Below are 26,155 nucleotides of genomic sequence, written 5' to 3' on the forward strand. Positions count from 1 at the left end.
AACGGTTAAACCGTTGTCCTCGTCACGACACAACATTTCAGGAAAAAACATGACTGGAACATTCATTGATCAACGTCAATTCGATGATATCGATGCCTGTATGGCCTCTATGGAAAGTCCCAAAACCGACGTCGTACAGTTCACCCATTTCACCGAATTACTGTCCCCCCGTGGCAAGGGGTACGGCATGACCAGGCTCTCCGTACGCCATGATGAGCATGGCGCAGAGCCAGATCAAAATCTGGAGACTGAAAAGCGCCGCGTCCTTTTACCAATCAGTGTCTGAACTCATCGATGAGCTGACAATATTCACCGACTACCTGACTGCTTACCTATCAGCGTTATCACCGATAGAGAAAAAAAACCCTGTCTCCCGCTTGAGCGGCTTGGCGCCGCCGCCCGATCTAATACCTGCTTACCCTACGTCGCCACCCACTGATTGTTACAAGCTGCTGAAACATTATCAGCAGCGATTAACGTTCATGTCGATGATGCTGGACATCGCCGCGCCCGGATACGACAACCTTCGCATAGCCGTCTCTCAAGCGTTGCCAAGGGTTTATGACTTCATGTCATTTCACCTGCAAACCGTCCGCGCGCAAAACCCGCGCCCCGCACAATTAGCTGCCGCGCAACAGCTGGAAGCAAACGCCCGCCATCGTTATAGATCAGGCATGGGCGCGCTCGCCAACTTCCTGACCCAGTATCAGCGAATACGTGCGCTCGTCAGCGACGAAAACCATCAGATAGGTCAAATGCACGAGCTGGCGACCCTGGCCAAACTCCGCACCCACATAAGCCTGATGATGATCGGATTGAATCAGGCGCAACGCTTCTGTAAAGAAATAGTGGCATTGAGAACGAGGCAGTAACTACGTTACCGACAAAGCGCTGCCAATAAAAAGCCCGCAATCACTCGCGGGCTTTTGGCGTTACGGCACCGGGCTTACACGTAGTAAGACTTCAGCGGTGGGAAGCCGTTGAACTCAACAGCGCTGTAGCTGGTGGTGTAGGCACCGGTGGACAGCCAGTACAGGCGGTCACCGATGGCCAGGTTCAGTGGCAGGCCGTACTTGTAGTTTTCGTACATGATGTCGGCGCTGTCGCAAGTAGGACCGGCGATCACCACTTCTTCCATCTCACCGGTCTTTTCAGTCCAGATCGGAAACTTGATGGCTTCGTCCATGGTTTCGATCAGGCCGGAGAATTTGCCCACATCGGTGTACACCCAACGCTCGACGGCGGTACGCGATTTACGCGCGACCAGCACCACTTCGCTGACCAGAATACCGGCGTTGGCGATCAACGAACGGCCCGGCTCCAGAATGATTTCCGGCAGGTCGTCACCGAAGTCTTCTTTCAGGAAGCGAATGATTTCTTCAGCGTAGGTTTCCAGGCTGTTGGTACGGGTGATGTAGTTGGCCGGGAAGCCGCCACCCATGTTGATCAGCTTGAGGGTAATACCGTCTTCTTCTTTCAGACGTTCGAAAATCACTTTGACCTTGGCGATCGCCGCGTCCCAAACGCTGATGTCGCGTTGTTGCGAACCGACGTGGAACGACAGGCCGTAAGGCACCAGACCCAGTTCACGCGCAAGGATCAGCAGGTCCATCGCCATGTCGGTCTGGCAGCCGAATTTGCGCGACAGAGGCCAGTCAGCAGTGGTCGAGCCTTCGGTGAGGATACGCACGTAGACCTTCGAGCCCGGCGCAGCCTTGGCAATGTTGCGCAGGTCAGCTTCGGAGTCGGTGGCATACAGACGCACGCCCTTCTCGTAGAAGTAGCGAATGTCTTTGGATTTCTTGATGGTGTTACCGTAGCTGATACGGTCCGGGCCAACGCCCTGGTTCATCACCTTGTCCAGCTCATAGATCGAGGCGATGTCGAAGTTCGAGCCCTTTTCCTTGAGCAAGTCGATGATTTCCACCGCCGGGTTGGCTTTGACGGCGTAGTAGACCTTGGCGAATTCGAAACCTGCACGCAGGTCATCGTAGGCCTTGCTGATCATCGCGGTATCGATGACCACGAACGGGGTTTCTTTCTTGTCGGCGAACGCTTTCATTTTGTCGAAAGTTTCGCGCGCAAAATAGTCTTCGACCTGAATCGACATGCTGGGAACTCCTACTGGCAAACTAATATGATCAATGGGTGCAAATGAACGTCCTCCGTATCCCCACTTTGGTTCGCCTACTTCCCAAGGCCAACAGCCGAAAGCAAAAAGACCACAATCAGCCCGTAGGGGCCGAAATCTGTGGCCTTGCTGTCTCGTCGTCAGTACTTGAGCCGGATGGATCGTTTCCAGCATGGACGTTCGGCGCGAACTTTAGGACCTGAGGAGCTTGAGATCAACAAAAAATGTCGCGTTTTTGCCCGTTTTTGCCCAACGGGCATCTGAATTGACCTACATACCCTGTAGTAACGGACCTACATGACAGGGTGATGTTCCCTACGCAGTGATTTCTCCGTGTCGCCCGCCCCCTGTAGGAGCGAACTTGTTCGCGAGGCGGTGTACCAGACATACCACATGATTTTCCTCGCCAACAAGTTGGCTCCTACAGACGATTGCGGCACCGGATCAGACCTCCGCCACCAATTCCGCTGGCGAAACAATATTGGTCTTCATCCCACGCGAACGCCCGGAACTCAAATAAGCCGCAATCGACTCCTGCGTCACCTCGCCCAGAAACACCCGCTCGGCATCCATCACCGGCAGCCACGAGCTATTGAACTCGTACATCCGCGACAACAGGATGCGCAGATGCTCGTCATACGCCGCCGTGGCATTGAATTCGCGCAGGTATTGGGAACAACTGCCCTGCTGACGATGCAGGTCGCGACGTCGTACATAGCCCAGCGCTCTGTTCTCGCCATCGGTGACCACCACAGAACGGCGGTCATGTTCGTCCATCAACTCCAACGCTTCGGCGACCGGGGTCTGCGGGCTGACCGACGGGGCGTTGTCTGCCGCATCTTCGGCCTTGACCAACAACAGGCGCTTGAGGGTGCTGTCCTGGCCGACGAAGCTGCTGACGAAATCGTCCGCCGGGTGCGCCAGCAAGGTGTCCGGATGGTCGATTTGAACCAGCTTGCCGGCGCGGAAGATCGCGATCTTGTCGCCCAGCTTGATGGCTTCGTCAATGTCGTGGCTGACCATGATCACGGTCTTGTTCAGCGCGCGTTGCATCTCGAAGAACTCGTTCTGAATCATCTCGCGGTTGATCGGGTCGACCGCGCCGAAAGGTTCGTCCATCAGCAGCAATGGCGCGTCGGCCGCCAGCGCGCGGATGACGCCAATACGCTGTTGCTGACCACCGGAAAGCTCGCGCGGGTAACGATGCAAATACTGCTTGGGTTCCAGCTTGATCATGCTCATCAACTCGCGAGCGCGGTCGTGGCATTTCTGTTTGTCCCAGCCCAGCAAGCGCGGCACCACGGTGATGTTCTCTTCGATGGTCATGTTCGGGAACAAACCGATCTGCTGGATCACGTAGCCGATGTTACGACGCAGGGTCACCTCATCGAGATCGGTGGTGTCTTCGCCGTTGATCAGCACCTTGCCGGAGGTCGGCACAATCAGGCGATTGATCATCTTCAGCGTGGTGCTCTTGCCGCAACCCGAAGGGCCGAGGAACACACAGATCTCGCCTTCGTTGACGGTCAGGTTCACCGAGTCCACGGCACGCACTTGCTTGCCATTGCTCTGGAACGTCTTGGTCAGGTCTTGCAGTTCGATCATTTGCTTGGAAGTCATTTCAAAAGCCCTTTTGGAGTCAGCGTGCGTTGCAGCCATTGCAGAAGCAGGTCGGCGAAGATGGCCAGAAGACTGACCAGCACGGCACCAACGATCAGCATCGACATATCGCTGCGGCTGATTGAAGCCAGAATAAGTACACCCAGACCACCGGCACCGATGGTGGCGGCGATGGTCATCACACCAATGTTCATCACCACCGCAGTTCGCACGCCGGCGAGGATCACCGGCACTGCAATCGGCAGCTCGACCATGCGCAGGCGCTGACCGAAGGTCATGCCGATGCCTCTTGCAGCCTCACGAATACCGGGTTCGACGCCAGTCAACGCGAGGTAGGTGTTACGCATGATCGGCAGCAGCGAGTACAGAAACACGGCGGTGATCGCCGGCATCGGTCCCAGCCCTTGGCCGAACTTCGAGTAAAACGGCAGCAACAACCCGAACAACGCAATCGACGGCACGGTCAACAACACCGTGGCGCTGGCTTGCAGCGGGCCGGCCAGTGACGGGAAGCGGGTCATCAAGATGCCCAGCGGCACGCCGATCAGAATCGCCAAGGTCACAGCGATGCCGACCAGGGTGATGTGCTGCCAGGTCAGGTGCAGGACTTGCGCCCAGTCCAGGTGGGAAAAAGCACTGAGGATAGTCATAGGCTTGCCTCGAGGGCTGTGAGTGGATGCTCACGCAGAAAGTCGGCGGCCACCACCGAAGGACTGTCGTGATCGACATCGACCCGCGCATTCAGCGCACGCATGGTCTTGTCATCCAGCAACTCGGCCAGCGGCTTGAGATCGGCGGCCAACTCGGGATGAGCGTCGAGGTAGTCCTTGCGGATCACCGGCGCGGCGGTGTAGTCGGGGAAGTAATGTTTGTCATCGGCCAGCAACTTGAGCTGAAACGCGTTCAGCCGGCCGTCGGTGGTGTAGACCAGGCCAGCAAACACCTGGCCATTGCGCAGCGCGGTGTACACCAGCCCGGCGTCCATCTGGCGTATGGTTTCGCGGCTGAGGTTCATGCCGTAGTCCTTGACCATGCCCACCAGACCGTCGGAGCGGTTGGCGAATTCGGTGTCCAGCGCCACGAGGTGTTTGTCTTTCGCTTCAGCCTGCAGGACTTTGTTCAAGTCGCTGATGGAATTGATCTGCGGGTAAGTGTCAGCGACGTTTTTCGGCAGCGCCAGCGCGTAGGTGTTGCTGAACTTCGACGGCGCCAGCCACACCAGACCTTTCTTCAAATCCAGCGCTTTGACCCGTAGGTAGCTCTGCGCACTGTCGAGTTTTTCGTCGACATGGTTGTAGGCCACCAGCGACACGCCGGTGTATTCCCAGACCAAATCCAGCTGCCCGCTTTCCTGCGCACTGCGGGCCAGGTTGCTGCCCAGACCACCTGTCACCCGAACCTCATAACCCTTGGTTTTGAGGTACTGAGCAGTGATTTCGGCGAGGATTGTCTGCTCGGTAAACACTCGCGCGCCGATGCGAATGACCGGCTTTTCAGCCGCCTGGGCAAATAGCGGGAACAGCAAGGCAAAGCCTATAAATAAGCATAATTTTTTCATTGGAATTCCTTTACTCAGCGAGTCAGGCCGCGTTCCAGCCAAATCCGACTAGAGAGTGTCACCACGCCATCGAGGATCAGCGCGAGCAAAGCGGTACAGGCCGCGCCGAGCAATAGTTGCGGCTGATTGTTCAAGGCGATGCCGGGAAAAATCAGGCTGCCCAGGCTGTTGGCGCCGATCAGGAAGGCCAGTGGCGCGGTGCCGACGTTGATCGCCAGCGCCACCCGTACACCACCGATGATGATCGGCACGGCGTTGGGCAATTCGACGCGCAACAGTACCTGACGCGGGGTCATGCCGATGCCGACGGCGGCTTCCTTGAGTGAGCCTTGAACGTTTTTCAGGCCTTCGTAGGTGTTGCGCACGATGGGCAACAACGAGGCGAGGAACAGCGCGAAGATAGCCGGTCCGCTGCCAATCCCGAGAACACCCAGGGCAATGGCCAGCACGGCGAGAGGAGGAACGGTGTTACCGATATTGAACAACTGCATGAAGCGTTCGGCGCGATGTACACGATTCGGTCGGCTAAGCACAATGCCCGCCGGAATCCCGACCACCAAGGCCGCCATCATTGAAACCAACACCAGGATCAGGTGCGCTTGCAGGTAGAACAACAGATCATCCTGGTACTGCCGGACAGTACCAACGCCGATCCACTGGATCAGCAGGGCCAGAAGCGCGATGATCACCGCACCTCCCAATAGCCCCTTGCCATAGCGATTCGCCACGGGCGGACTCCTTTTTCAGTCGGCGAACGCAGGCCGTTGGCTGACCCTTGCGGGTAACCGGCGAGACGTTCGCGAAGAGCAGCAGATGGATCGCCGGCAATAAAAAATAACGGCGAAAACACAAGCCATGAGCGCAGCTTCGTCAAGCTAACATGCTGATTTATCAGCCCCTTACGCTAGCCGTAACAGGGCAGTGGACGTCTCCACGGTCTAAAAGGTTCCCACAAAAGATAGTAATTGGCCACCGCGCATCGACTGAACGGTTCGGTTATTGCAGTCACTTGCGCTATAATCTGCGCCCTTTTTTGATCACCTTCCAGGCGATTTCCCATGACCAACCAGGCCGCCGAAGTCGCGAAACGCCGCACTTTCGCTATCATTTCCCACCCCGATGCGGGCAAGACCACCATCACCGAAAAACTGTTGTTGATGGGTAAGGCGATTTCGATCGCCGGTACGGTGAAATCGCGTAAGTCCGACCGCCATGCCACATCCGACTGGATGGAAATGGAAAAGCAACGTGGTATTTCCATCACCACGTCGGTCATGCAGTTCCCGTATCGCGATCACATGATCAACCTGCTCGACACCCCGGGCCACGAAGACTTCTCCGAAGACACCTACCGCACCCTGACAGCAGTGGACTCGGCCTTGATGGTGCTCGACGGCGGTAAAGGGGTTGAGCCACGGACCATCGCGTTGATGGACGTCTGCCGCCTGCGCGACACGCCCATCGTCAGCTTCATCAACAAGCTCGACCGTGATATCCGCGACCCGATCGAATTGCTTGACGAGATCGAAGCCGTGCTCAAGATCAAGGCGGCGCCGATCACCTGGCCGATTGGTTGCTACCGCGACTTCAAGGGCGTGTACCACCTGGCCGACGACTACATCATTGTTTACACCGCCGGTCACGGCCACGAACGTACCGACGTGCGCATCATCGAGAAACTGGATTCGGACGAAGCCCGCGCCCACCTGGGTGACGAGTACGACCGTTTTGTTGATCAACTGGAGCTGGTGCAAGGCGCCTGCCACGAGTTCAACCAGCAGGAATTCATCGACGGCAAAATGACCCCGGTATTCTTCGGGACCGCACTGGGCAACTTCGGTGTCGATCACGTGCTCGACGCCGTGGTGAACTGGGCGCCGAAGCCATTGGCGCGGGTGGCCAACGAGCGCACCGTAGAACCTGTCGAAGAAAAATTCAGCGGCTTCATCTTCAAGATCCAGGCGAACATGGACCCGAAACACCGCGACCGGATCGCCTTCATGCGCATCTGTTCGGGGCGTTATGACAAGGGCATGAAAATGCACCACGTGCGCCTGGGCAAGGAAGTACGAATCGGCGATGCGCTGACGTTCTTCTCCTCCGAGCGTGAGCAACTGGAAGAAGCCTTTGCCGGCGACATCATCGGCCTGCACAACCACGGCACGATCCAGATCGGCGATACCTTCACCGAAGGCGAGAACCTGGGTTTCACCGGTATCCCGCACTTCGCCCCGGAACTGTTCCGTCGCGTGCGTCTGAAAGATCCGCTGAAGTCCAAGCAACTGCGTCAGGGCTTGCAGCAACTGGCCGAAGAAGGCGCGACCCAAGTGTTCTTCCCAGTGCGCAGCAACGACATCATCCTCGGCGCCGTGGGTGTGCTGCAGTTCGATGTGGTCGCGAGCCGCTTGAAAGAAGAATACAAAGTCGAATGCGCCTACGAGCCGATCACTGTGTGGTCAGCGCGCTGGATCGAATGCGGCGATAAGAAAAAGCTGGAAGAGTTCGAAATCAAAGCCGTGGAAAACCTCTCGGTCGATGGCGGTGGTCACCTGACCTACCTGGCACCGACCCGAGTCAACCTGGCCTTGATGGAAGAGCGTTGGCCTGATGTGAAATTCCGCGCGACGCGCGAGCATCACTAACACCACATCCTGTAGGAGCGGGCTTGCCCGCGATAGCGGTGGGTCATATCAGACGCCATCGCGGGCAACCCCGCTCCTACAAGGGTGTTAGATCATTTCATTAATGATCCAATCAATCACCGAGGTCCGCTTCGGCGCCCAGCCCAGCAACTCGCGGGCATTCTTACCCCGCACGCGACTGTTGGAACCCAGGCCATAGTTGGCCATTTCATAACCCCACTCTGCTTCGGCATCCTTCAACGGCCAGTCCTGCGCCTTGCCCAAATCCAGCGCCTGCGCAATCGCGTTGCTCATATCAACAAACGCCGCTTCGCCACTTTCCACGAAGTAGAAGGTGCCTGCCGGGTTCTTCTCCAGCGCCAACGCGTAGAGCTCGGTCACGTCTTCAATGTGTACGTTGGACCAGATGTTCTGCCCTGGACCCACATGACGAACAACGCCACTTTTCTGCGCCTGTTTCAGCAAACGCGGCAACTGAACGCTGTCGCGTTTCACCCCAAGGCTGTGACCGTAGATCAAGGTGTTGCAGATCACTGCCGAACGTACACCACGCTTGGCGGCATCCAGCACGAAGGTATCCAGCGCCACGCGAGCTGCCTTGTCCGCCGTAGGCTCAGGCAACTGACCTTCGTAATAAATAATATCGCTGGCTTTACCGCCGGACGCATCACCAACGATGCTCGAACCGCTGGTGTGCAGGAAGGGTTTGTTCGAGCCTTCAAGGCCGGCGATCAAGGCTTTGACCGCGCCCAGATGATCGCTGCTGGCGGCGTTGATCACCGCGTCGGCCTTGCGTGCCTGCTCGGTCAGCAGCGCACTGTCGTCCAATGTGCCCATCACCGGGGTGATACCCAGTGCGCTCATTTCTTCAGCTTGTTCGGCACTGCGTACCAGGCCGGTGACCTGATGGCCTTTTTTGACCAACGCGGTGGCAATGGAGCCACCGATAAAACCTGCGGATCCGGTGATGAAAATATTCATGGGTGACTCCTCAAAGGGTGTAAAGACTGTAGGCCCAGTATTGAGGAGTTATTACCCGTGAATAAGACGCGCAAGCCCAAATGACTCTTGCGCCAGAATCACGAATCACCCATTACACATCAAGGTTAGCGAGCGCCGATCTGCTCCTGCATCCGGCCAGCAGTACTCAACCAACTTGTAGCGTTCTTGTGCAGCCAATCACTGGCCGCAGGGCTGTGCTTGAGCTGGCTGTCGAGAAACGCCTGGCTGATCGAGCGAATGGCCGCGACCTGCTTCGGATCGGTCGCCGGTTCATCGGCCGCAGGTCCGTGCGCCCCGCCAGACGAATGTTTGCCCTTGGTGTGTTTGCTGCTCGTCGTTTCGTTAGGCTCTGGCGCTTTGGGCTCATGGGTTACAGGACGGCTGACCAGCTCGGTGCCGGACAGCGTCTTGTGCGTGGCCCGATTCAGCTCGACCTGATAACTGCCGGCTACGGTCACCGACTCACCCAGTACCTGGCGCTGCCGATAGGAACTGACCCAGTTGAACGGGTCTTCATCGTCAGGGCCGGTGATCGACAATACCGGTGCGCTAATCTGCGCGAACAGCTCCCGATTGGCGCCCGCTTCCACGTAAGGGCTCAACAACAGCGCAGCTTTGGGCTGTACGGAAACACCGGATGTGATGCCGGGCTCGTGGGCGCCGACCATCACTGCCGCAGTCTGTGCACCCAGGTCGAAGCCCGCCACCACCACCTGGTTCCAGTCGATAGCGGCCAGTTGCGTATCACCCTTCGCCGCACGCGCCTGAGCCTCGCTCACCACTTTTTGCACAATGCTCAACCGGTCACGCAAGGCCGCTTTGGAATAACCGTTGCCCGCCATGGCCCGAAAATCGCCCGCCTGCGCCAGAGGCGTGGCAAACACGGCCGTGCCATAGGCCTGCCCCTGAATCGACAGCACGGCGTACCCGGCTTGCGCCCAACTGGCACGCCACTCCTCGCCGGCTGAAGCAGATTCCCCCAGGCCTGGCAGGTAAATGATCAGCGGTACTCGTTCATGAGTGACAGGCGCGATAAAGGCGACGTCGACCGATTGCTTGTCGAACTGCCAGGTGGCGTCCCATTTGGCGGTTTCGCTGCGGGAAGGCTGATAGGCCGTGCTCAGGTCCACGTTGAGTTGCTCGTCGAACTTGATTCGCGGGTCCGGCGGATCACCCGCGCAACCGGACATTATTGCCAAGCTGCCAAGCAAAAAACCGGTAGCCAGCCAAGGGCGAATTTGAAGGGTCATAAGGCTCACAGGTTCATCCGTATCAGGTTGCGCAACGATAAACCCGCAGACTACCCGGCCCGACGCCGGACAAGGAAGAACTCACAGTAAATAATCAGTAAATCCCTACAAATACTCAGGATGCGTAACGCGCCAGCTTCTTTTGAATAAAGTCGAGGAAGCACTGAATACGCAGCGCCAGCTGTGAGTTGCGGTAGTACACCGCGTTAATCGGCTGCCGATAACCGCTGTTGGCTTCCGGCAGGATGACCTGCAAACGCTTGAGTCGAATGTCTTCGTGGGTCATGAAGTGCGACAGGCAGACGATGCCTTCCCCCGCCAACGCCAACTGCCGCAAGGTTTCGCCACTGGAGGCTGACACGGAGGGATCGATTTCCAGGCGGTCGCCCTGGGCATGACGCAACGGCCAGTGATTCAGGGTTTCGGTCTGGGTAAATCCAAGCAAGGCATGCTCGGCCAAGGCTTCGACGCTGGTCGGCGTGCCGTGTTTTTTCAGATAGGCAGGGCTGGCGAGGATATTAAGCGGGCTGCTGCCCAGCGAACGCGCGTGCAGGGTCGAGTCCGCCAGCGTGCCGATGCGAATCGCCACGTCGGTGCTCTGCTCCAGCAGATCGATGATCAGGTCGTTGCTGTTCAGTTCCAAGTGGATATCGGGGTACAGGGTGCGGAATTCGGCTATGTACGGCACCACAGCATGCAGCATGAACGGCGACGCCGCGTTGATTCGCAAACGCCCGGCGGGGGATTGCTGGCGAATCGCCAGACGCTCTTCGAGGTCGTCCATTTGCGCGAGGATTTGCTTGGCCTTTTCGAGGAAGAACTTGCCCTCTTCCGTCAGGTCCATGCGCCGCGTGGTGCGGTTGATCAGCGTGGTGTCGAGCTTGGCCTCAAGCCGCGACAGGGTGCGGCTGATGGCCGACGGGGTTTGCCCCACCTGCTCTGCTGCCGCTGAAATCGAACCGCTTTCAATGACCGATACAAAGACTTGTAGCTCGTCTGACCTGGCTTTCACTTTTGTCCCCTGCTCAAAACATGCTGGATATTAGCCATATTCTGAGCAAAAAACAGCCAGCATCTGAAGGCTATTCCAACCTTATCGCAGCCTTCGGCAGCGCCTACAAAAAGCGGACCTGCAGGACCTGCCGACGGCTGCGATCGGCTGCAAAGCAGCCGCTTTTAGGCGCCAAAAACCTTCGCCGAGGAACACGTTAGCCTTGTGGAACGGGAAGTACACCGGCGAATTTAATCAACCGATCAACAAGTGCAACGCCAACAAACCCATGCCGATAAAGAACACCCGCTTGAACAGCACGGCGCTGATCCGCTGCCGCAACCATTGCCCGAACATCATGCCGAGCATCGCCGGGATCAGCGCCAGCAACGACGCACCCATCTCGCCGCCGCCCAGCGCACCGCGCCAGAACAGGCCAATGGCCAAGGCCAGGGTCGAGGTGGTGAATGACATCCCCAGCGCCTGCACCAGTTGATTGCGGTTCAGCCCCAGGCCCTGCAAATAAGGCACTGCCGGAATCACAAACACGCCGGTTGCCGAACTGATCACACCCGTGATCACGCCACAGAACGGCCCGAGCCACGGTTCCCACTTGGCGGAAATACGCAGTGGCGGCAGAAACAATCCACTGAGCACATACAGCAACAATGCCCCGCCCAACGCCCGCGTCATTGACGGCCCCGAGCCCATGCCCAGCCACCATGTGCCCAACCCGGTGCCGACAAAGATCATCAGTTGCATGGGCCACAAGCGCCGAACCAAGGCCCGTAACTCGCCACCCGCCACCAATTGCCAAACGTTGGTCACGGTCGCCGGAATAATCAACAAGGCCGCTGCCTGCGTCGGCAACATAGCCAGGCCGAGCAAGCCCATGGCGACCGTGGGCAAACCGAGGCCGATGACGCCCTTGACCATGCCCGCCATCAGAAAGGTCACGATGACCAGCGCGGATAAAGTGATACCGAGGTTTTGATAGAGTTCGAAGAGCGTATTCATGGCGACAGACCTAAACCTGTTAATGTTTTCACAGACCTACTCTGGACCGGTTCGGCAGATCTGAAAATCTGCGATATCTTGAGTCAGCCTTAGTAAGGGACAGAGGCTCACCCCAAAAGTGAATAATCATGCACGTTGACCTGATCGACCTTCGGCTGTTTCTGAAAATCATTGAAAGCGGCAACATCACCGCTGGTGCCAGCCGCAGCCATTTGTCATTGGCCTCCGCCAGTGCGCGGGTGCGTGCGATGGAAGGCTCGCTGGGTATTGCGCTGCTGGAGCGCGGGCGTCGTGGGGTCACGCCCACCCCGGCGGGCAAGGCGTTGGCGCAACATGCGCGGTTGATTCAACAGCAAGTCGAACGCATGCAGTTCGATTTGGCGGACTATGCCAAGGGCTTCAAGGGGCAGGTGCGCCTGCTGTGCAACACCTCGGCACTGACCGAATACCTGCCGGAGCTGCTGGCGGACTTCCTGGTAAAAAATCCTGCCATTGATATCGATCTGGAAGAGCACCCCAGTCTGCGCATCCTGCACGCCGTGCGTCAGGGCGCTGCCGATATCGGCATCATTTCCGACGCTGTGGACGCCACTGGCCTGCAAACCCGGCCCTTTCGCGACGACCCGCTGACCCTGATCGTGCCGCTGGGGCATCCCCTGAGCAGCCTCGGTTCTGCACGCTTTACCGAGACGCTGGACTACGAATACGTGGGTTTGTCGATCAACAGTGCCATGGGTATCTACCTCGAAGAACAAGCGCTGCACAGCGGCAAGCGCCTACGCATCCGGGTTCGTGCCGAGGGTTACGACGGGGTGATGCGCATGGTGGCGCGCGGTGCCGGGGTCAGTATTGTGCCGCAGGCCTCGATCGATCGCTGGCCCTCGCGGCAAGCCTTCAACAGCATCGCCCTCAGCGATCCATGGGCGGTACGAAAACTACTGCTGTGCGCGACCGACTTTTCCGCGCTGCCGGGATATGCCAAGGCATTGCTCGAAGCCTTGGGCACGGGTGAAGCGCCTGAGGGTAACAGTGGAACACTATCGTGGCCTGACGCATCCTAGGCCTAACCCGTTCTCTCCATACTGACGTGAAAACAAAATGCCATTCATCACGATTGAACAGCAAACCCTGCATTACCAGATCCACGGCACGGGCTTCCCGATAGTGCTGGGGCATAGCTATTTGTGGGACTCGACCATGTGGGCGCCGCAAATAGAAGCCTTGTCCGAGCATTATCAAGTCATCGTGCCGGACCTCTGGGGGCATGGGCAGTCCGGCCCGCTTCCAGAGGGCACCCAGACCTTGGGCGACCTGGCCACTCATGTGAGCGCCCTGCTCGATGCCCTTGATATCAAGCAGTGCGCAGTCATCGGCTTATCGGTTGGCGGCATGTGGGGCGCTGAACTTGCGCTGCGTGAACCCGAGCGCATCAAAGCACTGATCATGATGGATACGTCACTGGATGCAGAGCCTGAAGCCAGTCACACGCGATACTTCCAGATGCTCGACGCCATCGGCGCCCTGGGTACCATTCCAGCGCCCATGCTCGACGCCATCCTGCCGCTATTTTTTCACGCGGGCTCGGCGCTGGACCAAGAGGTACACAGCCGTTTCAGACATGAGTTGAGCCGTTTCTCGGCCGATCAGCTGCGGCAGTCAGTCGTGCCGTTGGGCAGGATCGTGTTCGGACGCCCCGACACCACATCACAACTGGCCGGGCTCAATCCCGCAACCACGCTGCTGATGTGTGGCGCGCTGGACATGGCTCGGCCCCCTGAGGAAACGTTCAGAATGGCCGAGATCATTGGCTGCAAGTACGTGCTGATACCCGAGGCCGGTCATATCTCGAACCTGGAAAACCCCTCGTTCGTCACGGACACGCTGCTTGAATGGCTTCAGCAAAATACGCCGGTTTAGGCCTGGCTCAGCGTTTCTGGATACCCCGATGTCGAGCACAGACAACTGACACCGACTCAACCCACCTATGGTGTCGGCCTTGCCCCCTGATCTGGAGTTCTCATGTCTTCGCCAATTACCGTTCTTCGCGACACTCATCCGCTGCCCGTGGTCGATGCCTGCAAATGGGAAAAGCTTGAAGGTGACCCGCACACCGTCAACCTCAACGCCTACACCTCCGAGGACGGCAGCAAGATCATGGGCACCTGGATCTGCACGCCGGGCAAGTGGTATGTGGAATATGTGAAGTGGGAATACTGCGACTTCCAGGAAGGATATTGCATCATCACCCCAGAAGGAAAAGACCCGATTCACTTGCGCGCCGGTGACAAATTCATCATCGAGCCGGGCATGAAAGGGACGTGGGAAGTGGTTGAAACTGTGCGTAAGTATTTTGTGTTTGCCTGATAAGACGCTTCACCGGGAAGGCGGCTGCCGAACGCAAACCGCCTTTACCTTCCTGACTACCGATCATGAACCCTGGAAGCGAGAGGATCACAGTGGCTTTTGCGCCTTAGCCTCTTCCAGCAATTTCTGAATCACCTTCTCTTGCGTGTCGTAGGCACCTTCGCCGAAGTGCGTGTAACGAATCTTGCCCTGCGCGTCGATCAAGTAGTGCGCCGGCCAGTACTGGTTATCGAACGAGCGCCAGATCGTGTAGTTGTTGTCGATCGCCACCGGGTAGCCGATGCCCAACTCTTTGACCTTCTGCTGAACGTTGCCGATGATCTTCTCGAAGGCGAACTCAGGGGTATGCACGCCGATCACCACCAGCCCGTCCTTCTCGTATTTCTTCGCCCAGTCATTGACGTACGGCAGCGTGTGTTGGCAGTTGATGCAGTCGAAGGTCCAGAAATCCACCAGCACTACTTTGCCGCGCAGTGACTCGCTGCTCAGCGGTGCCGAGTTCAACCATTGCACTGCGCCGGACAATGACGGCATATCGCCCTGTGATCGCAACTCGTCCAAGGTGCCCGCACTGACTTTGCTGATGACATAGTCGACGGCCTTGGGCACGCCTTGCAAAATCCCCTGCTCGATCGAGGTAACGCCTTGCGACGAAGCTCCGGCAAACAGTGCGCTGTTGCTACCGGTGAAAATCACCGCCGCAGCCATCAACACCGCAAAACCAGCACCGCGTCGCAACCAGCCTGTGACGGGGATCGAAGGTTTCAGTCGGCTGACCAGCCCTTTACCGGCGAAAATCAGCGTACCCAGCGACAGCGCGCTACCCAGACCGTAAGCCACCAGCAACAGGCTGGTCCCGGCGTTCGTGCCCTGCAACATGGCCCCGGTGAGGATGACACCCAATATAGGGCCGGCGCAGGGTGCCCACAGTAAACCGGTAGCGACGCCGACCAACACCGAAGCAGCCGGGCCGGACAGGGTGCTCGCAGCGGGATCGATGCGATTGCCCAACAGCACAAAAGGTCGTGCCAGCCAGGTGCCAACCCGCGCCGAAATCAGCGACAGCGCGAACAACACCATCACCAGCAACGCCACCTGGCGTCCTGCGATATTGGCTTTGCTCACCCAATCGCTGCTGACCACGGCCAGGCTCGAAATCAGCGCAAAGGTCAACACCATGCCACCCAGGGTAAGAAACACCGAGGACCGGGACCGATTCGCACCGGCGAACAGGAAAGGTACTACCGGTAGGATGCAAGGGCTGAGGATCGTCAGAATCCCGCCCAGAAAGGCTATGAGTAGCATGGCGTCACCTGCACAAGGTCAAAGGGAGTCTGGAGCGATATCGGTACTGAGCGGATCATTTGATCGAGGCGGTCTGTGTTGTCTCGATGGAACCTATTTAATGCCCGCGAGGTATCTCGGATGTGTCGAGAAGGGTCTGTGTTAAGTCGGAAAGTGTCTGGATGGCAGTCGGATACAGTGAGATACATTCGCTAAGGCCTCATCCCGATTTAATCGGGCCTGCCTACACTGAACCCTTATTGCGAGGGTTCACTGATGATGCTTTTCCTACGTTGCCTGCTGCAACATCCTGCGAGGCTGATGTGCGCCGCGCTGCTGAGCGTGAGTGCTGGTTTTGCCCAGGCCGCCGATACCAACGTGTCAGCGCTGGAGATGGTGGTGCTCGGCTCCGGCGGACCAGGCGCCACCGGCCGCGCGGGGGCTGGCTATGCCCTGCTGCTGGATGGCAAGCCCAGGATTCTGGTGGATGCCGGCCCGGGGACCTTTGTGCGAATGGGCGAAGCGAAGCTGGACATTCGTGGGCTGGATATCGTGCTGCTGACGCACCTGCATGTGGATCACGTGGGTGAACTGCCAGGCATCATCAAGGCGCGAGCAGTGAGCTCGCGTACGGATATTCACTTTCAGGTGTTCGGCCCCGGTGGCAGCAATGCGGATACCGACGACGACGGCAAACCAGCCGCGCACTTCCCCTCCACCCGCCATTACATCGACCTGCTGTTCGGCAGCGACGGTGCGTTCAGTTACCTGCAGGACTTCGCCGGCACGGTCAAATTCGACACCACAGACTTGTTCGTCAGCCGGGCGATGGATGGCGACAACGCCACGCCTCAGGTGATCCTTAGCCAGGATGGACTGGTAATCAGTGCCGTGAAGGGCCACCACCGGGATGCGCCATCGGTCATTTATCGGGTCGATTACAAAGGCAAGAGCATCACCTTCAGCGGCGACATCGACGCCCACGCGCATGCGGCACTGAGCCGGATCGCCCAAGGCTCGGAGCTACTGGTGTTCAACGCTGTGGTGCTCGACCCACCAAACTCGCCGCCGATTCTGTACACGCTGCACACCTCGCCCAGCGACATCGGCAAGATCGCCGGTGCGGCGAAAGTCTCCAGCCTGCTGCTCAGCCACCTGTCGCCGACCATCGACGAAGCGCGCAACGCCGTGACGCTGTCGATTCGTCAGCATTACCAGGGGGATTTGAAGTTTGCCGTGGATGGGATGAAGTTTCGGCTGTAAGCGAGCACGACACATCACCTGTAGGGGCTGCCGCAGGCTGCGATCCAGTGCGGAGCGCTGGCAACGGTGGTGAATATTAAATGGCTGGAAAGTCGTGCCGACTTTATCGCAGCCTTCGGCAGCTCCTACAGGGATCGCGTGCATCTGCGGCTTTTGTATCGCCCAAAATCAAGCCCGACTAAGGCCGGGCTGGGTTTGAAGCAGGGGACGTCTTAGCTGATGCGGTTTGCACCAACGTGGTCTGCGCCATCAGCCGCTACACGGTTCGCACCAACATGATCTGCACCATCAGCCGCTACACGATTTGCGCCAACGTGATCTGCACCGTCAGCCGCTACACGGTTCGCACCAACATGATCTGCACCATCAGCCGCTACATGAGCAGAGTGAATATGAGCCGAACCGTTTTCTGCGAACGCTGGAATTGAGAAAGTAGCGCCAGCCAGTACCGAAAACGCCAGACCGAAGATGAGTTTAGAAGTTTTCATGTTGGTGCTCCGCAATGTTTTAGAAGTTGTAAGTGGGTATGGGTTTGATTCTACGCCGCGCCCGATTATTAAGAAGTTAATCGGATTGCTAGCGGATATCGTTGAAATTGATAGTGCGAAAAAATGATTCATTTCAGGCATATGCACTGCATCGCATCACACTTGGCTCAGCTTGCTCGCGTTGTTGTTGTCCGCCAAAGGCGCCAACTGAAAACACACGCTGTTGTCGCAATTGAGCTTTTTTGTTGAGGCAGCGGCATCCGCCGCAACCCCCGCCAAGGTCAGGAACGCAGCCGTCAGATAGCTTTTTAAGGTTTTCATAACGCGTTCCTTTTAGTTGCCTTGGCTGCGGCAGACGTCAGAAACTTTCAAGTAGTCGAGCGCGCGGGTCTGGTCTTTCGAGTCCAGGTAAGTCAAGCGAGCCATGACCACCCCGCAGTTAGGCCCCTCGTCCTGTTCCGACGACAGCACTTTCTTGATGTCCAGATGGGTGCCGTAGGCGTAGGTTTCAGCGTTGGCATGACTGTCAGCGTGGGCAGCAAAGGTGCAGATGTTCAGGGCAGCAAACAGAGCGGCAGCGTAGATGGCTTTCGATTTCATGGTGGTTTCCTCAAGGGTTAATAGGTACGTCATCAAGAATGGTGTGAGGCGGTGTGGCGTTGCCTCGATGGAACCTATTTGAAGCCCGTGAGGTATCTCCAATGTGTCGAAAACGGCCTTGATCGAATCCGTATGTGTAGGATCGGTGGCTGGATACAGAGCGATACAAGACCCCGCAAAAAGCACCGTACTGTGTCTTAATGTATACAGGGCATCTCCAGATACACTGGAATACAAAGACACGCGGAAGGCACGCAGCGGCTGGTTAGAATGCGCGACGTCCGCACACTCAGGGGTATTACACATGGAACACGTAGACCACGTTCTGATCGTGGACGACGACCGCGAGATCCGAGAGCTGGTAGGCAACTACCTGAAGAAGAACGGGCTGCGCACCACGGTCGTCGCCGATGGCCGGCAGATGCGCTCGTTCCTCGAGTCCACCCCGGTGGACCTGATCGTGCTGGACATCATGCTGCCCGGCGACGACGGACTGGTGCTGTGTCGCGAACTGCGCTCGGGCAAACACAAATCCACTCCCATCCTGATGCTCACCGCACGCAACGATGAAACCGACCGCATCATTGGTCTGGAAATGGGCGCCGACGATTACCTGACCAAACCTTTCGCCGCCCGTGAACTGCTGGCACGGATCAACGCCGTACTGCGTCGCACCCGGATGCTGCCGCCCAACCTGCAAGTGATGGAAAGCGGACGTCTGGTCGGCTTCGGCCGCTGGCGTCTGGATACCACGGCGCGTCATCTGCTGGATGAAGACGGCACCATGGTTGCCCTCAGCGGCGCCGAATACCGCCTGTTGCGGGTATTCCTCGACCATCCGCAACGGGTGCTGAACCGCGACCAATTGCTCAACCTGACCCAAGGCCGCGACGCCGACCTGTTCGACCGCTCCATCGACCTGTTGGTCAGCCGTCTGCGCCAACGCCTGCTGGACGACTCGCGCAACCCGGCCTACATCAAGACGGTGCGCAGCGAGGGCTACGTGTTCTCGTTCCCGGTGGAAATCCTCGGCGCAGAGTCATGATCTTTCCGTTGCGCTGGCCACGGACGCTGGCCTCTCGTCTGTCGCTGATTTTTCTGATCGGTTTGATCCTCGCCCAGGGTTTGTCCTTCGGCGTGCAGTTCTACGAGCGCTACGAAAGCGCTAAAGCGGTGATGCTCGACAACCTGGAAAATGATGTCAGCACCACCATCGCCGTGCTCAACCGCTTGCCGCCCGACGAGCGCGCCGCCTGGCTGCCACGCTTCGATCACAGCAACTATCGCTATCTGTTAAGCGAAGGCTCCGCAGGCGTACCGATGGACATGAGTAACGCGCCCATGGCAGCGGCCTCGATCAGGGACGCCATCGGCCCCGAGCGCGCGCAGACCTACACGACCCTTCCCGGCCCGAAAGCTCATTTCCAAGTACACCTGAAGTTTGACGATGGCCGCCCAGTGACCATCGATGTCATGCCCACCGGCATTCCTGTTTCGCCATGGCTGCCCTTTGTGCTGCTCGGGCAAATGGTGGTGCTGATCGCGTGCACCTGGCTGGCCGTACGAATTGCCGTACGCCCGTTGACCCGTTTGTCCCACGCCGTGGAGACCCTCGACCCCAACGCCCACAGCGTTGCCCTGGACGAAACGGGCCCCACCGAAGTGGCTCATGCCGCCGTCGCCTTCAACGCCATGCAGGCGCGGATCGCCACTTATTTGAAAGATCGGATGCAGATGCTCGCGGCGATTTCCCACGACCTGCAAACCCCCATTACCCGTATGAAACTGCGCGCCGAGTTCATGGACGACTGCGAGGAAAAGGACAAGCTCTGGCAAGACCTCTGTGAAATCGAGCACCTGGTCCGCGAAGGCGTGGCTTATGCGCGCAGCGTTCATGGCAACACCGAAGCCACCCAACGCACCAGCCTCGACGCCTTTCTCGACAGTCTTGTGTTCGACTACCAGGACATGGGCAAGGACGTGCAACTCAGCGGCCACAATGGCGCGGTGATCGACACCCGCCCTCACGCGCTGCGCCGGGTGCTGGTCAACCTGATCGACAACGCGCTGAAGTTTGCCGGCGCGGCGGAAATCGAGATCAGCACCACGACCGACGCGGGCCTGTCGATCAAGGTCATGGACCGTGGCCCAGGCATCGCCGAAGAAGAACTGGCGCAGGTGGTGAAGCCTTTCTACCGCGTGGAAAACTCGCGCAATCGCAACACTGGTGGCACCGGGCTCGGATTGGCCATCGCCCAGCAACTGGCCTCTGCCCTCGGCGGTTCACTGCGGCTGAGCAATCGTTCGGGTGGCGGCTTGTGTGCCGAACTGCAATTGCATCGACCAACGCTGCTAAGTGCCCCTCACCTCTGACGAGGAGCGACATTGTCGCTAGAGATCTAATCCGCTTTTGATCCTGCCCAGAGGGCGTAGGAGCAAGCTTGCTCGCGATCGGCTGCCTAGCAGTCGCAAACCCAAGCAATCGGTTATGCCTGACACTCCGCGTGATCTGGTTTTACTGCCGCTACGCGCCAGATCGCAGCCTTCGGCAGCGCCTACGCCTTCGGCAGAAGCAAGCCGGGGCGATCCCTATCACCGCAAAAACCGGCTTTTTTGTGTGCCTGTGTGTCCATATCCCGTCAGATACAGTGCAATACAAAGCGCTACGATTAACCCGGTTTCAGCCCTATAGACTGCGAACATCCAACGTTTGCGAGGGTTGAGCCATGGAACATGTGGACCACATTCTGGTCGTCGATGACGATCGCGAGATCAGGGAACTGGTCGGCAACTACCTGAAGAAGAACGGTCTGCGCGCCACCGTTGCCGCTGACGGCCGTCAGATGCGTTCCTTGCTTGAGTCCACGCCCGTCGACCTGATCGTGCTGGACATCATGATGCCCGGCGACGATGGCTTGATCCTGTGCCGCGAACTGCGCGCCGGCAAACACAAGAACACCCCGATCTTGATGCTCACCGCGCGCAACGACGAAACCGACCGCATCATCGGCCTGGAAATGGGCGCCGACGACTACCTGATCAAACCCTTCGCCGCCCGAGAGCTGCTGGCGCGGATCAACGCCGTGCTGCGCCGCACGCGAATGCTGCCGCCCAACCTGCAAGCCAGTGACCACAGCCGGCTGGTGAGTTTCGGCCGCTGGCGCCTGGACACCACCGCGCGGCACTTGCTCGACGAAGACGGCACCATGGTCGCCCTCAGTGGCGCCGAATATCGCCTGCTGCGGGTGTTTCTCGACCACCCGCAACGCGTGCTCAACCGCGATCAATTGCTCAACCTGACCCAAGGCCGCGACGCCGACCTGTTCGACCGCTCCATCGACCTGCTGGTCAGCCGTCTGCGCCAACGACTGCTGGATGACTCGCGCAGCCCGGCCTACATCAAGACCGTGCGCAGTGAGGGCTACGTGTTCTCCTTCCCGGTCGAAACACTCGGTGCACACGCATGAACTTTTCACTCGGATGGCCACGAACCCTGGCCTCGCAACTCTCGATGATATTTCTAGTCGGCCTGCTGATCGCGCAAGGTCTGTCCTTCGGCGTGCAGTCCTACGAGCGTTACGAAAGCGCGAAAATGACCATGCTCGGTAACCTGGAATTCGACGTCTCGACCTCCATCGCCATCCTCAACCGCTTGCCAGCCGCTGAACGCCATCTCTGGCTGCCGCGCATCGAGCGGCGCAACTACAACTATCAGTTGGGCACCGGTCAGCCGGGCACGCCCTTGAATTTGGATGACGCACCGGACGCCGCGAGTTCGATCAGCAAATCCATCGGCGACGACTATCCAATGACCTTCACCAGCATCGCTGGTCCGCTGCCGCATTTTCAGGGCCACCTGACCCTCACCGATGGCAGCCCGATCACCATTGATGTGCGGCCCGCACTGATGCCGATGTCGCCATGGCTGCGGCTGGTGTTGCTCGCGCAACTGGCGGTGCTACTAATTTGCACCTGGCTCGCCGTGAGAATCGCCGTGCGCCCACTGACACGATTGTCCCGCGCCGTGGAAGCCCTCGACCCCAACGGCCATAGCGTCCACCTCGACGAAAGCGGCCCCACCGAAGTCGCCCATGCGGCCGCCGCTTTCAACGCCATGCAGGACCGCATCGCCGCTTATTTGAAGGAACGGATGCAGATCCTTGCGGCCATTTCCCACGATCTGCAAACCCCCATCACCCGCATGAAACTGCGTGCCGAATTCATGGACGACTGCCTGGAAAAAGACAAACTCTGGCAAGACCTCGGCGAAATCGAACACCTCGTCCGCGAAGGCGTGGCCTATGCGCGCAGCGTCCACGGCGCCACCGAAGCCAGCCAACGGATCAGCCTCGACGCCTTCCTCGACAGCCTGGTGTTCGACTACCAGGACATGGACAAACAGGTACTGCTCAGCGGCAAAAACGCCGCCGTCATCGACACCCGCCCCCACGCCCTGCGCCGGGTACTGGTCAACCTGACCGACAACGCGCTGAAATTCGCCGGCGCGGTAGAACTGAAAGTCGAACAAAAAACCAACGGCAGCCTGTCGATCCTGATCCTCGACCGCGGCCCGGGCATTCCCGACGCCGAACTGGCCGAAGTCATGAAACCCTTCTACCGCGTAGAAAGCTCCCGCAACCGCAGCACCGGCGGCACCGGCCTCGGCCTGGCCATCGCCCAACAACTGGCCTCGGCGATAGGCGGTTCGCTGACCTTGAGCAATCGTGAGGCGGGTGGGTTGTGTGCGGAGTTGAATCTGGGGAATGGTTCGACGCCGGCAGTTTGACCTGCGAGGTATAGACCGCCGGTGGCCTGAAATCGGAAATTGCCCCCGTTCCCGTAGGAGCTTCCGAAGGCTGCGATAAGGCCGGAACGGCCTTCGCGGTATAGATTGATCGCAGCCTGCGGCAGCGCCTACATAAGATGTGTGCCTGACATCAGCATTGCGCGAATGGCTTGATGCGGTGTGCCAGACACACCGCCATCGCGAACCACTTCTTAATCCACAATCACCAACGCCACATCCGCATTGCCACGAATGGCATTGGAATACGGGCAGATCTGGTGCGCGTGTTCCGCCAGGGTTTCTGCTTGTTCATAGGACAGGCCTGGCATGCAGATGCGCAATTCCACTTCCAGGCCGTAACCCGTCGGGCCCATGCCCATGGCGACTCTGCCGGTAATGCTGGTCGCTTTCGGGAACTCGATTTTGGCTTTACCGGCGGCGAGTTGCAGCGCGCTGAGGAAGCATGCCGAATAACCTGCGGCGAACAGTTGTTCCGGGTTGGCGCCGATGCCGCCTTCACCGCCAAGTTCGACAGGTTTGGAGAGCTGCACATCGAGCATTCCGTCGGATGAAACCGCGCGGCCTTCGCGACCGCCTGTGACAATGGTTTCGCCGGTGTAGAGAATTTTTTCAAGGGACATGGGGTGCTCCAGTAAAGAAAAGTGCCGCCAAGAGCGGCACGTTATGAGGGGGTTAATTGAGGGGAATCAAAGCTCGTATTTCTCACGCACCAGATGACCAATGCCCATGCGGTCAAGCACGTTCATCGGGCAGAGGATGGTCACGCGCACGGTGCCTGGCAGGCGGCTGATTTCGATGGAGCCGGCGATGGTCGCGCGGTTGAGCACTTCTTCGTAGGGCAGACCGGTCACTTCGGCGGCACGCCGAAGGCCGTTTTCGGTGGCGAGGTTGAGGTTCTCGCCGCTGCCGATAAAGGTGATCGGACCGTTTTCTTCGATCTCGTGCTGGCCCCAGAGCGCCCCCAGTTCACGTACTTTTTGCCGTTGTATAGCGCTCATCGGACGTGCCATCGGCGGCAGGTCGTCGAGGTTTTGCAGAAGGATAGGGCCTTCGAGGGTGAGGTGTTTGATGACCTCGACCTGCACTTCGGTTTCGCCGGAGCAATCGGTAGCGTGGCCAGCGATTTCGCCGTTGCCTTGCTGCGCATGCATGTCTCCCATGTACACCCCGGCGCCTGGCACTTTGACCGGGCAAATCAGGATGCAGCCCTGGCGTATGGAGTTAGTGTCCATATGCCCGTCGGTTTTGTGCGCGTGCAGTTCTTCGCGGCTCATGCCATAGCGGTGCGGGGCGTCGATCAGGTATTGGCCGAAGTCGGCGCAGTTGTGCGAATCCGGCAAATCGCGGGAGGGCGTGGTGCCGATGTTGCCGAGGAACGGGCGCATGTGCGCCGCCAGGCCGGGCATGTCGGCGCGGGCCAGGGACAGGATCGAATGCTGGGCGGCGAACTCCGGCAACGCGGACATTTCCGAAGCATTACCGGCCAAGCGATTGGCGACTTCCTGGTTCACGGTGAGGCTGACCTGATTCTCCGCGTCCAGCAGGATGACGTAGCCATGGGCGAAGCGGAACGCGTTGACCTCGGCACCGCAGTTGTTGCAGCGGATCGCTTCTTCGCCAATGCCTTCGACATGGCTGGCCGGGTGTTCGGTGCCGCATTTCGAACAGAACTTGGAGACGAACGGATCGCCGTGGTAACGGCCTTCGACAAACTTCATGACCCCCGAAGAGGTGGCTAACGACGTCACGCGCATGCTTTTGATTTTGATCGCCACGGCATCACCGACTTCAGCGCCGACGATGGCCACTGGTTGCGTGACTTCGTGGCCGCCTTGAAACGCCGGGGTGATCATCGGGCCCCAGCAGCCTGGCGGAGTACCGGTGATGAGGGTGCCGCCGTCGGCCAACGGACCGAGCATCGCCTGGCTCGGGCCGACGATGCCGTTGGTGTAGGTTTCGACGCGCAAACGCTGCACAGGAGTCTGTTCAGTGGCTTGGGTAATTACAGAAGTTGTCATTGTCTTTTTCCTCTAACCAAGTGGGAAGGCGTGCCGTTTCAGGTCCGCCACTTGCCGTTGTTCACCAGTTCGATGACCGCGTCGGCGAATACTTTTGGCGCTTCCTGCGGCAGGTTGTGGCCGACTCCCGGCACCTGTCGGTGGCTGCGCGGGCCGGTGAATTTGGCCGCCTGGCCGGAGCCATCGGTGGCCGGAATCACGCCGTCGGCCATGCCGTCGAGGGTGATGCTTGGCACTGTGATCGGTGGAATCAGCGCGAGCTTTTTCTCCTGTTCTTCGTAGTCAGGAGCCCCTGCGGCCAGGCCCAGGCGATGGCGGTAGTTGTGGATCACGATGTCGACGTAATCCGGGTTGTCGAAGGCTTCGGCGGCACGTTCGAAGGTGGTGTCGTCGAAGTTCCAGGTCGGTGAGTTGTTCTTCCAGAGGATGTTGGCGATGTCGCGGCGGTTGGCTTCGAGGCCGGCGCGGCCGCGTTCGGTCTGGAAGTAGTACTGATACCAAAGGCCATGTTCAATGTGCGCCGGCAGCGGTTCGGCAGCCTTGGCGATGTTCTGGATCAGGTAGCTGTTGACAGACACCAGGCCCACCACACGGCTTGGCTTCAACGCTGCGGCGACGCACGCTGCGCGACCACCCCAGTCATAGCCGGCAAGCACCGCTTCGGGAATGTGCAGCGCGTTCATCAGGTCGAAAATGTCTTGGCCCAACGCCGCTTGCTGGCCGGAACGCGGTGTCGCCTTGTCGAGAAAACGGGTGGTGCCGTGCCCGCGCAGATGCGGCACGATCACTCGATAGCCCTGGGCCGCCAACAGCGGCGCGACCTCGACGTAACTGTGAATGTCATACGGGAAACCGTGCAGCAGCAGTACCGGGCGTCCCTCCTCCGGGCCGACTTCGTAATAACCGATGTCCAGCAGATCGGTGCTGACCTGACGGATCGGGAAACGTGAAAGCACCTTGCCCGATGCACCGTTACTCGCCGCCTCAGCTGGGGAACTGGTGGCCGCAACGGCAGGCGTCATGTCGGCAAGGGCAATGGCGGCGGCACTGGTGGCGGCGGACAACAGGAAGCGACGGCGATTGAACGTAGGGTCGAACATGGGGATGGTCCTCAGTGGAT

General features: G+C 58.8%; 27 protein-coding genes. 11 read left to right on the plus strand and 16 right to left on the minus strand.

Annotated features, from left to right (window positions below; all coding sequences use genetic code 11):
• The first annotated feature begins 49 nt into the window (after positions 1–49).
• Both ACF0H7_RS27770 and ACF0H7_RS27775 read left to right on the plus strand, forming a co-directional pair.
• The gene (locus ACF0H7_RS27770) at positions 50–286 is read left to right on the plus strand and encodes a hypothetical protein (protein ID WP_397450010.1); all 237 of its coding nucleotides are present in this window, start codon (positions 50–52) and stop codon (positions 284–286) included.
• Positions 279–872, plus strand: a complete 594-nt coding sequence (locus ACF0H7_RS27775; RefSeq protein WP_397450011.1) for a hypothetical protein — start codon at positions 279–281, stop codon at positions 870–872. Before ACF0H7_RS27770 ends, ACF0H7_RS27775 begins: the two co-directional genes overlap by 8 nt.
• Before the next feature lie 74 nt (positions 873–946).
• On the opposite strand, the gene ACF0H7_RS27780 is transcribed toward ACF0H7_RS27775, so the two are convergent.
• The 5 genes from ACF0H7_RS27780 to ACF0H7_RS27800 form a co-directional block, all read right to left on the minus strand.
• The gene (locus ACF0H7_RS27780; RefSeq protein WP_397450012.1) at positions 947–2,110 is read right to left on the minus strand and encodes a type III PLP-dependent enzyme; all 1,164 of its coding nucleotides are present in this window, start codon (positions 2,108–2,110) and stop codon (positions 947–949) included.
• Between the two features lie 465 nt (positions 2,111–2,575).
• Positions 2,576–3,736, minus strand: coding sequence for a betaine/proline/choline family ABC transporter ATP-binding protein (locus ACF0H7_RS27785; protein WP_397454041.1), 1,161 nt, complete (start codon positions 3,734–3,736; stop codon positions 2,576–2,578).
• 11 nt (positions 3,737–3,747) lie between these two features.
• The gene (locus ACF0H7_RS27790; protein ID WP_397450013.1) at positions 3,748–4,401 is read right to left on the minus strand and encodes an ABC transporter permease; all 654 of its coding nucleotides are present in this window, start codon (positions 4,399–4,401) and stop codon (positions 3,748–3,750) included.
• A complete protein-coding gene (locus tag ACF0H7_RS27795) occupies positions 4,398–5,309 on the minus strand; it encodes a glycine betaine ABC transporter substrate-binding protein (RefSeq protein WP_397450014.1) in 912 nt (303 codons plus the stop codon). Before ACF0H7_RS27795 ends, ACF0H7_RS27790 begins: the two co-directional genes overlap by 4 nt.
• Before the next feature lie 14 nt (positions 5,310–5,323).
• Positions 5,324–6,037 (minus strand): ABC transporter permease, encoded by a 714-nt coding sequence (locus ACF0H7_RS27800; protein WP_397450015.1) that lies wholly within the window; start codon positions 6,035–6,037, stop codon positions 5,324–5,326.
• A gap of 330 nt (positions 6,038–6,367) precedes the next feature.
• Here ACF0H7_RS27800 and ACF0H7_RS27805 point away from each other — a divergent pair, with 330 nt between their 5' ends.
• A complete protein-coding gene (locus tag ACF0H7_RS27805) occupies positions 6,368–7,951 on the plus strand; it encodes a peptide chain release factor 3 (RefSeq protein ID WP_397450016.1) in 1,584 nt (527 codons plus the stop codon).
• Positions 7,952–8,038: 87 nt separating this feature from the next.
• Here ACF0H7_RS27805 and ACF0H7_RS27810 read toward each other — a convergent pair whose 3' ends face one another.
• The 4 genes from ACF0H7_RS27810 to ACF0H7_RS27825 form a co-directional block, all read right to left on the minus strand.
• Positions 8,039–8,932, minus strand: a complete 894-nt coding sequence (locus ACF0H7_RS27810) for an NAD-dependent epimerase/dehydratase family protein (RefSeq protein WP_397450017.1) — start codon at positions 8,930–8,932, stop codon at positions 8,039–8,041.
• Positions 8,933–9,057: 125 nt separating this feature from the next.
• The gene (locus ACF0H7_RS27815) at positions 9,058–10,203 is read right to left on the minus strand and encodes an alpha/beta hydrolase (RefSeq protein WP_397450018.1); all 1,146 of its coding nucleotides are present in this window, start codon (positions 10,201–10,203) and stop codon (positions 9,058–9,060) included.
• Positions 10,204–10,318: 115 nt separating this feature from the next.
• Positions 10,319–11,215: a LysR substrate-binding domain-containing protein gene (locus ACF0H7_RS27820; RefSeq protein WP_397450019.1), complete on the minus strand. Its 897-nt coding sequence runs from the start codon at positions 11,213–11,215 to the stop codon at positions 10,319–10,321.
• Positions 11,216–11,449: 234 nt separating this feature from the next.
• Complete coding sequence (locus ACF0H7_RS27825) at positions 11,450–12,211, minus strand: sulfite exporter TauE/SafE family protein (protein WP_397450020.1); 762 nt, start codon at positions 12,209–12,211, stop codon at positions 11,450–11,452.
• 128 nt (positions 12,212–12,339) lie between these two features.
• Between ACF0H7_RS27825 and ACF0H7_RS27830 the strand changes: the two genes are divergently transcribed.
• The 3 genes from ACF0H7_RS27830 to ACF0H7_RS27840 all read left to right on the plus strand — a co-directional run bounded on the left by ACF0H7_RS27830 (position 12,340) and on the right by ACF0H7_RS27840 (position 14,575).
• On the plus strand, positions 12,340–13,272 hold the full coding sequence (locus ACF0H7_RS27830) for a LysR family transcriptional regulator (protein ID WP_397450021.1): 933 nt from the start codon (positions 12,340–12,342) through the stop codon (positions 13,270–13,272).
• Between the two features lie 37 nt (positions 13,273–13,309).
• Positions 13,310–14,128 (plus strand): alpha/beta fold hydrolase, encoded by an 819-nt coding sequence (locus ACF0H7_RS27835; protein WP_397450022.1) that lies wholly within the window; start codon positions 13,310–13,312, stop codon positions 14,126–14,128.
• Positions 14,129–14,230: 102 nt separating this feature from the next.
• Positions 14,231–14,575 (plus strand): cupin domain-containing protein, encoded by a 345-nt coding sequence (locus ACF0H7_RS27840; protein ID WP_397450023.1) that lies wholly within the window; start codon positions 14,231–14,233, stop codon positions 14,573–14,575.
• 87 nt (positions 14,576–14,662) lie between these two features.
• Here ACF0H7_RS27840 and ACF0H7_RS27845 read toward each other — a convergent pair whose 3' ends face one another.
• Positions 14,663–15,880: a cytochrome c biogenesis protein DipZ gene (locus tag ACF0H7_RS27845; RefSeq protein WP_397450024.1), complete on the minus strand. Its 1,218-nt coding sequence runs from the start codon at positions 15,878–15,880 to the stop codon at positions 14,663–14,665.
• Between the two features lie 255 nt (positions 15,881–16,135).
• Between ACF0H7_RS27845 and ACF0H7_RS27850 the strand changes: the two genes are divergently transcribed.
• Entirely contained in the window at positions 16,136–17,122 is a 987-nt protein-coding gene (locus ACF0H7_RS27850; RefSeq protein ID WP_397450025.1) for an MBL fold metallo-hydrolase, read from the plus strand.
• Between the two features lie 212 nt (positions 17,123–17,334).
• On the opposite strand, the gene ACF0H7_RS27855 is transcribed toward ACF0H7_RS27850, so the two are convergent.
• From ACF0H7_RS27855 to ACF0H7_RS27865, 3 genes are all read right to left on the minus strand, one after another.
• Complete coding sequence (locus ACF0H7_RS27855; RefSeq protein ID WP_397450026.1) at positions 17,335–17,610, minus strand: hypothetical protein; 276 nt, start codon at positions 17,608–17,610, stop codon at positions 17,335–17,337.
• Between the two features lie 156 nt (positions 17,611–17,766).
• On the minus strand, positions 17,767–17,931 hold the full coding sequence (locus ACF0H7_RS27860) for a hypothetical protein (protein WP_397450027.1): 165 nt from the start codon (positions 17,929–17,931) through the stop codon (positions 17,767–17,769).
• A 12-nt stretch (positions 17,932–17,943) separates the two neighbouring features.
• The gene (locus tag ACF0H7_RS27865) at positions 17,944–18,210 is read right to left on the minus strand and encodes a DUF2790 domain-containing protein (RefSeq protein ID WP_397450028.1); all 267 of its coding nucleotides are present in this window, start codon (positions 18,208–18,210) and stop codon (positions 17,944–17,946) included.
• Positions 18,211–18,514: 304 nt separating this feature from the next.
• Here ACF0H7_RS27865 and ACF0H7_RS27870 point away from each other — a divergent pair, with 304 nt between their 5' ends.
• The 4 genes from ACF0H7_RS27870 to ACF0H7_RS27885 all read left to right on the plus strand — a co-directional run bounded on the left by ACF0H7_RS27870 (position 18,515) and on the right by ACF0H7_RS27885 (position 22,996).
• Positions 18,515–19,255 (plus strand): response regulator, encoded by a 741-nt coding sequence (locus tag ACF0H7_RS27870; RefSeq protein ID WP_397450029.1) that lies wholly within the window; start codon positions 18,515–18,517, stop codon positions 19,253–19,255.
• Positions 19,252–20,583 (plus strand): ATP-binding protein, encoded by a 1,332-nt coding sequence (locus ACF0H7_RS27875; RefSeq protein ID WP_397450030.1) that lies wholly within the window; start codon positions 19,252–19,254, stop codon positions 20,581–20,583. The genes ACF0H7_RS27870 and ACF0H7_RS27875 overlap by 4 nt, the downstream gene beginning before the upstream one ends.
• A 353-nt stretch (positions 20,584–20,936) precedes the next feature.
• Entirely contained in the window at positions 20,937–21,677 is a 741-nt protein-coding gene (locus tag ACF0H7_RS27880; RefSeq protein ID WP_397450031.1) for a response regulator, read from the plus strand.
• Positions 21,674–22,996 carry a sensor histidine kinase gene (locus ACF0H7_RS27885; RefSeq protein ID WP_397450032.1) on the plus strand — a complete coding sequence of 441 codons (1,323 nt, stop codon included), beginning with the start codon at positions 21,674–21,676 and terminating at the stop codon, positions 22,994–22,996. The genes ACF0H7_RS27880 and ACF0H7_RS27885 overlap by 4 nt, the downstream gene beginning before the upstream one ends.
• Before the next feature lie 212 nt (positions 22,997–23,208).
• On the opposite strand, the gene ACF0H7_RS27890 is transcribed toward ACF0H7_RS27885, so the two are convergent.
• The 3 genes from ACF0H7_RS27890 to ACF0H7_RS27900 form a co-directional block, all read right to left on the minus strand.
• Positions 23,209–23,637, minus strand: a complete 429-nt coding sequence (locus ACF0H7_RS27890) for an organic hydroperoxide resistance protein (RefSeq protein WP_397450033.1) — start codon at positions 23,635–23,637, stop codon at positions 23,209–23,211.
• Between the two features lie 66 nt (positions 23,638–23,703).
• Positions 23,704–25,035 carry an acetamidase/formamidase family protein gene (locus ACF0H7_RS27895; protein ID WP_397450034.1) on the minus strand — a complete coding sequence of 444 codons (1,332 nt, stop codon included), beginning with the start codon at positions 25,033–25,035 and terminating at the stop codon, positions 23,704–23,706.
• Between the two features lie 38 nt (positions 25,036–25,073).
• Positions 25,074–26,135 (minus strand): alpha/beta fold hydrolase, encoded by a 1,062-nt coding sequence (locus ACF0H7_RS27900; protein ID WP_397450035.1) that lies wholly within the window; start codon positions 26,133–26,135, stop codon positions 25,074–25,076.
• Between the last annotated feature and the right edge of the window lie 20 nt (positions 26,136–26,155).

The organism is Pseudomonas sp. NA-150, from assembly GCF_044336365.1.
In the GTDB taxonomy this organism is placed as follows: Bacteria; Pseudomonadota; Gammaproteobacteria; order Pseudomonadales; family Pseudomonadaceae; genus Aquipseudomonas.

Bases quoted from the DNA above. Each gene is read 5' to 3' on its own strand.
- ACF0H7_RS27830 (WP_397450021.1), top strand. From the start codon at position 12,340: ATGCACGTTGACCTGATCGACCTTCGGCTGTTTCTGAAAATCATTGAA.
- ACF0H7_RS27855 (WP_397450026.1), bottom strand. From the start codon at position 17,610: ATGAAAACTTCTAAACTCATCTTCGGTCTGGCGTTTTCGGTACTGGCT.
- ACF0H7_RS27795 (WP_397450014.1), bottom strand. From the start codon at position 5,309: ATGAAAAAATTATGCTTATTTATAGGCTTTGCCTTGCTGTTCCCGCTA.
- ACF0H7_RS27860 (WP_397450027.1), bottom strand. From the start codon at position 17,931: ATGAAAACCTTAAAAAGCTATCTGACGGCTGCGTTCCTGACCTTGGCG.
- ACF0H7_RS27850 (WP_397450025.1), top strand. From the start codon at position 16,136: ATGATGCTTTTCCTACGTTGCCTGCTGCAACATCCTGCGAGGCTGATG.
- ACF0H7_RS27785 (WP_397454041.1), bottom strand. From the start codon at position 3,736: ATGATCGAACTGCAAGACCTGACCAAGACGTTCCAGAGCAATGGCAAG.
- ACF0H7_RS27815 (WP_397450018.1), bottom strand. From the start codon at position 10,203: ATGACCCTTCAAATTCGCCCTTGGCTGGCTACCGGTTTTTTGCTTGGC.
- ACF0H7_RS27770 (WP_397450010.1), top strand. From the start codon at position 50: ATGACTGGAACATTCATTGATCAACGTCAATTCGATGATATCGATGCC.
- ACF0H7_RS27895 (WP_397450034.1), bottom strand. From the start codon at position 25,035: ATGACAACTTCTGTAATTACCCAAGCCACTGAACAGACTCCTGTGCAG.
- ACF0H7_RS27880 (WP_397450031.1), top strand. From the start codon at position 20,937: ATGGAACATGTGGACCACATTCTGGTCGTCGATGACGATCGCGAGATC.
- ACF0H7_RS27890 (WP_397450033.1), bottom strand. From the start codon at position 23,637: ATGTCCCTTGAAAAAATTCTCTACACCGGCGAAACCATTGTCACAGGC.
- ACF0H7_RS27790 (WP_397450013.1), bottom strand. From the start codon at position 4,401: ATGACTATCCTCAGTGCTTTTTCCCACCTGGACTGGGCGCAAGTCCTG.
- ACF0H7_RS27810 (WP_397450017.1), bottom strand. From the start codon at position 8,932: ATGAATATTTTCATCACCGGATCCGCAGGTTTTATCGGTGGCTCCATT.
- ACF0H7_RS27805 (WP_397450016.1), top strand. From the start codon at position 6,368: ATGACCAACCAGGCCGCCGAAGTCGCGAAACGCCGCACTTTCGCTATC.
- ACF0H7_RS27900 (WP_397450035.1), bottom strand. From the start codon at position 26,135: ATGTTCGACCCTACGTTCAATCGCCGTCGCTTCCTGTTGTCCGCCGCC.
- ACF0H7_RS27840 (WP_397450023.1), top strand. From the start codon at position 14,231: ATGTCTTCGCCAATTACCGTTCTTCGCGACACTCATCCGCTGCCCGTG.
- ACF0H7_RS27865 (WP_397450028.1), bottom strand. From the start codon at position 18,210: ATGAAATCGAAAGCCATCTACGCTGCCGCTCTGTTTGCTGCCCTGAAC.
- ACF0H7_RS27825 (WP_397450020.1), bottom strand. From the start codon at position 12,211: ATGAATACGCTCTTCGAACTCTATCAAAACCTCGGTATCACTTTATCC.
- ACF0H7_RS27845 (WP_397450024.1), bottom strand. From the start codon at position 15,880: ATGCTACTCATAGCCTTTCTGGGCGGGATTCTGACGATCCTCAGCCCT.
- ACF0H7_RS27835 (WP_397450022.1), top strand. From the start codon at position 13,310: ATGCCATTCATCACGATTGAACAGCAAACCCTGCATTACCAGATCCAC.
- ACF0H7_RS27875 (WP_397450030.1), top strand. From the start codon at position 19,252: ATGATCTTTCCGTTGCGCTGGCCACGGACGCTGGCCTCTCGTCTGTCG.
- ACF0H7_RS27780 (WP_397450012.1), bottom strand. From the start codon at position 2,110: ATGTCGATTCAGGTCGAAGACTATTTTGCGCGCGAAACTTTCGACAAA.
- ACF0H7_RS27870 (WP_397450029.1), top strand. From the start codon at position 18,515: ATGGAACACGTAGACCACGTTCTGATCGTGGACGACGACCGCGAGATC.
- ACF0H7_RS27885 (WP_397450032.1), top strand. From the start codon at position 21,674: ATGAACTTTTCACTCGGATGGCCACGAACCCTGGCCTCGCAACTCTCG.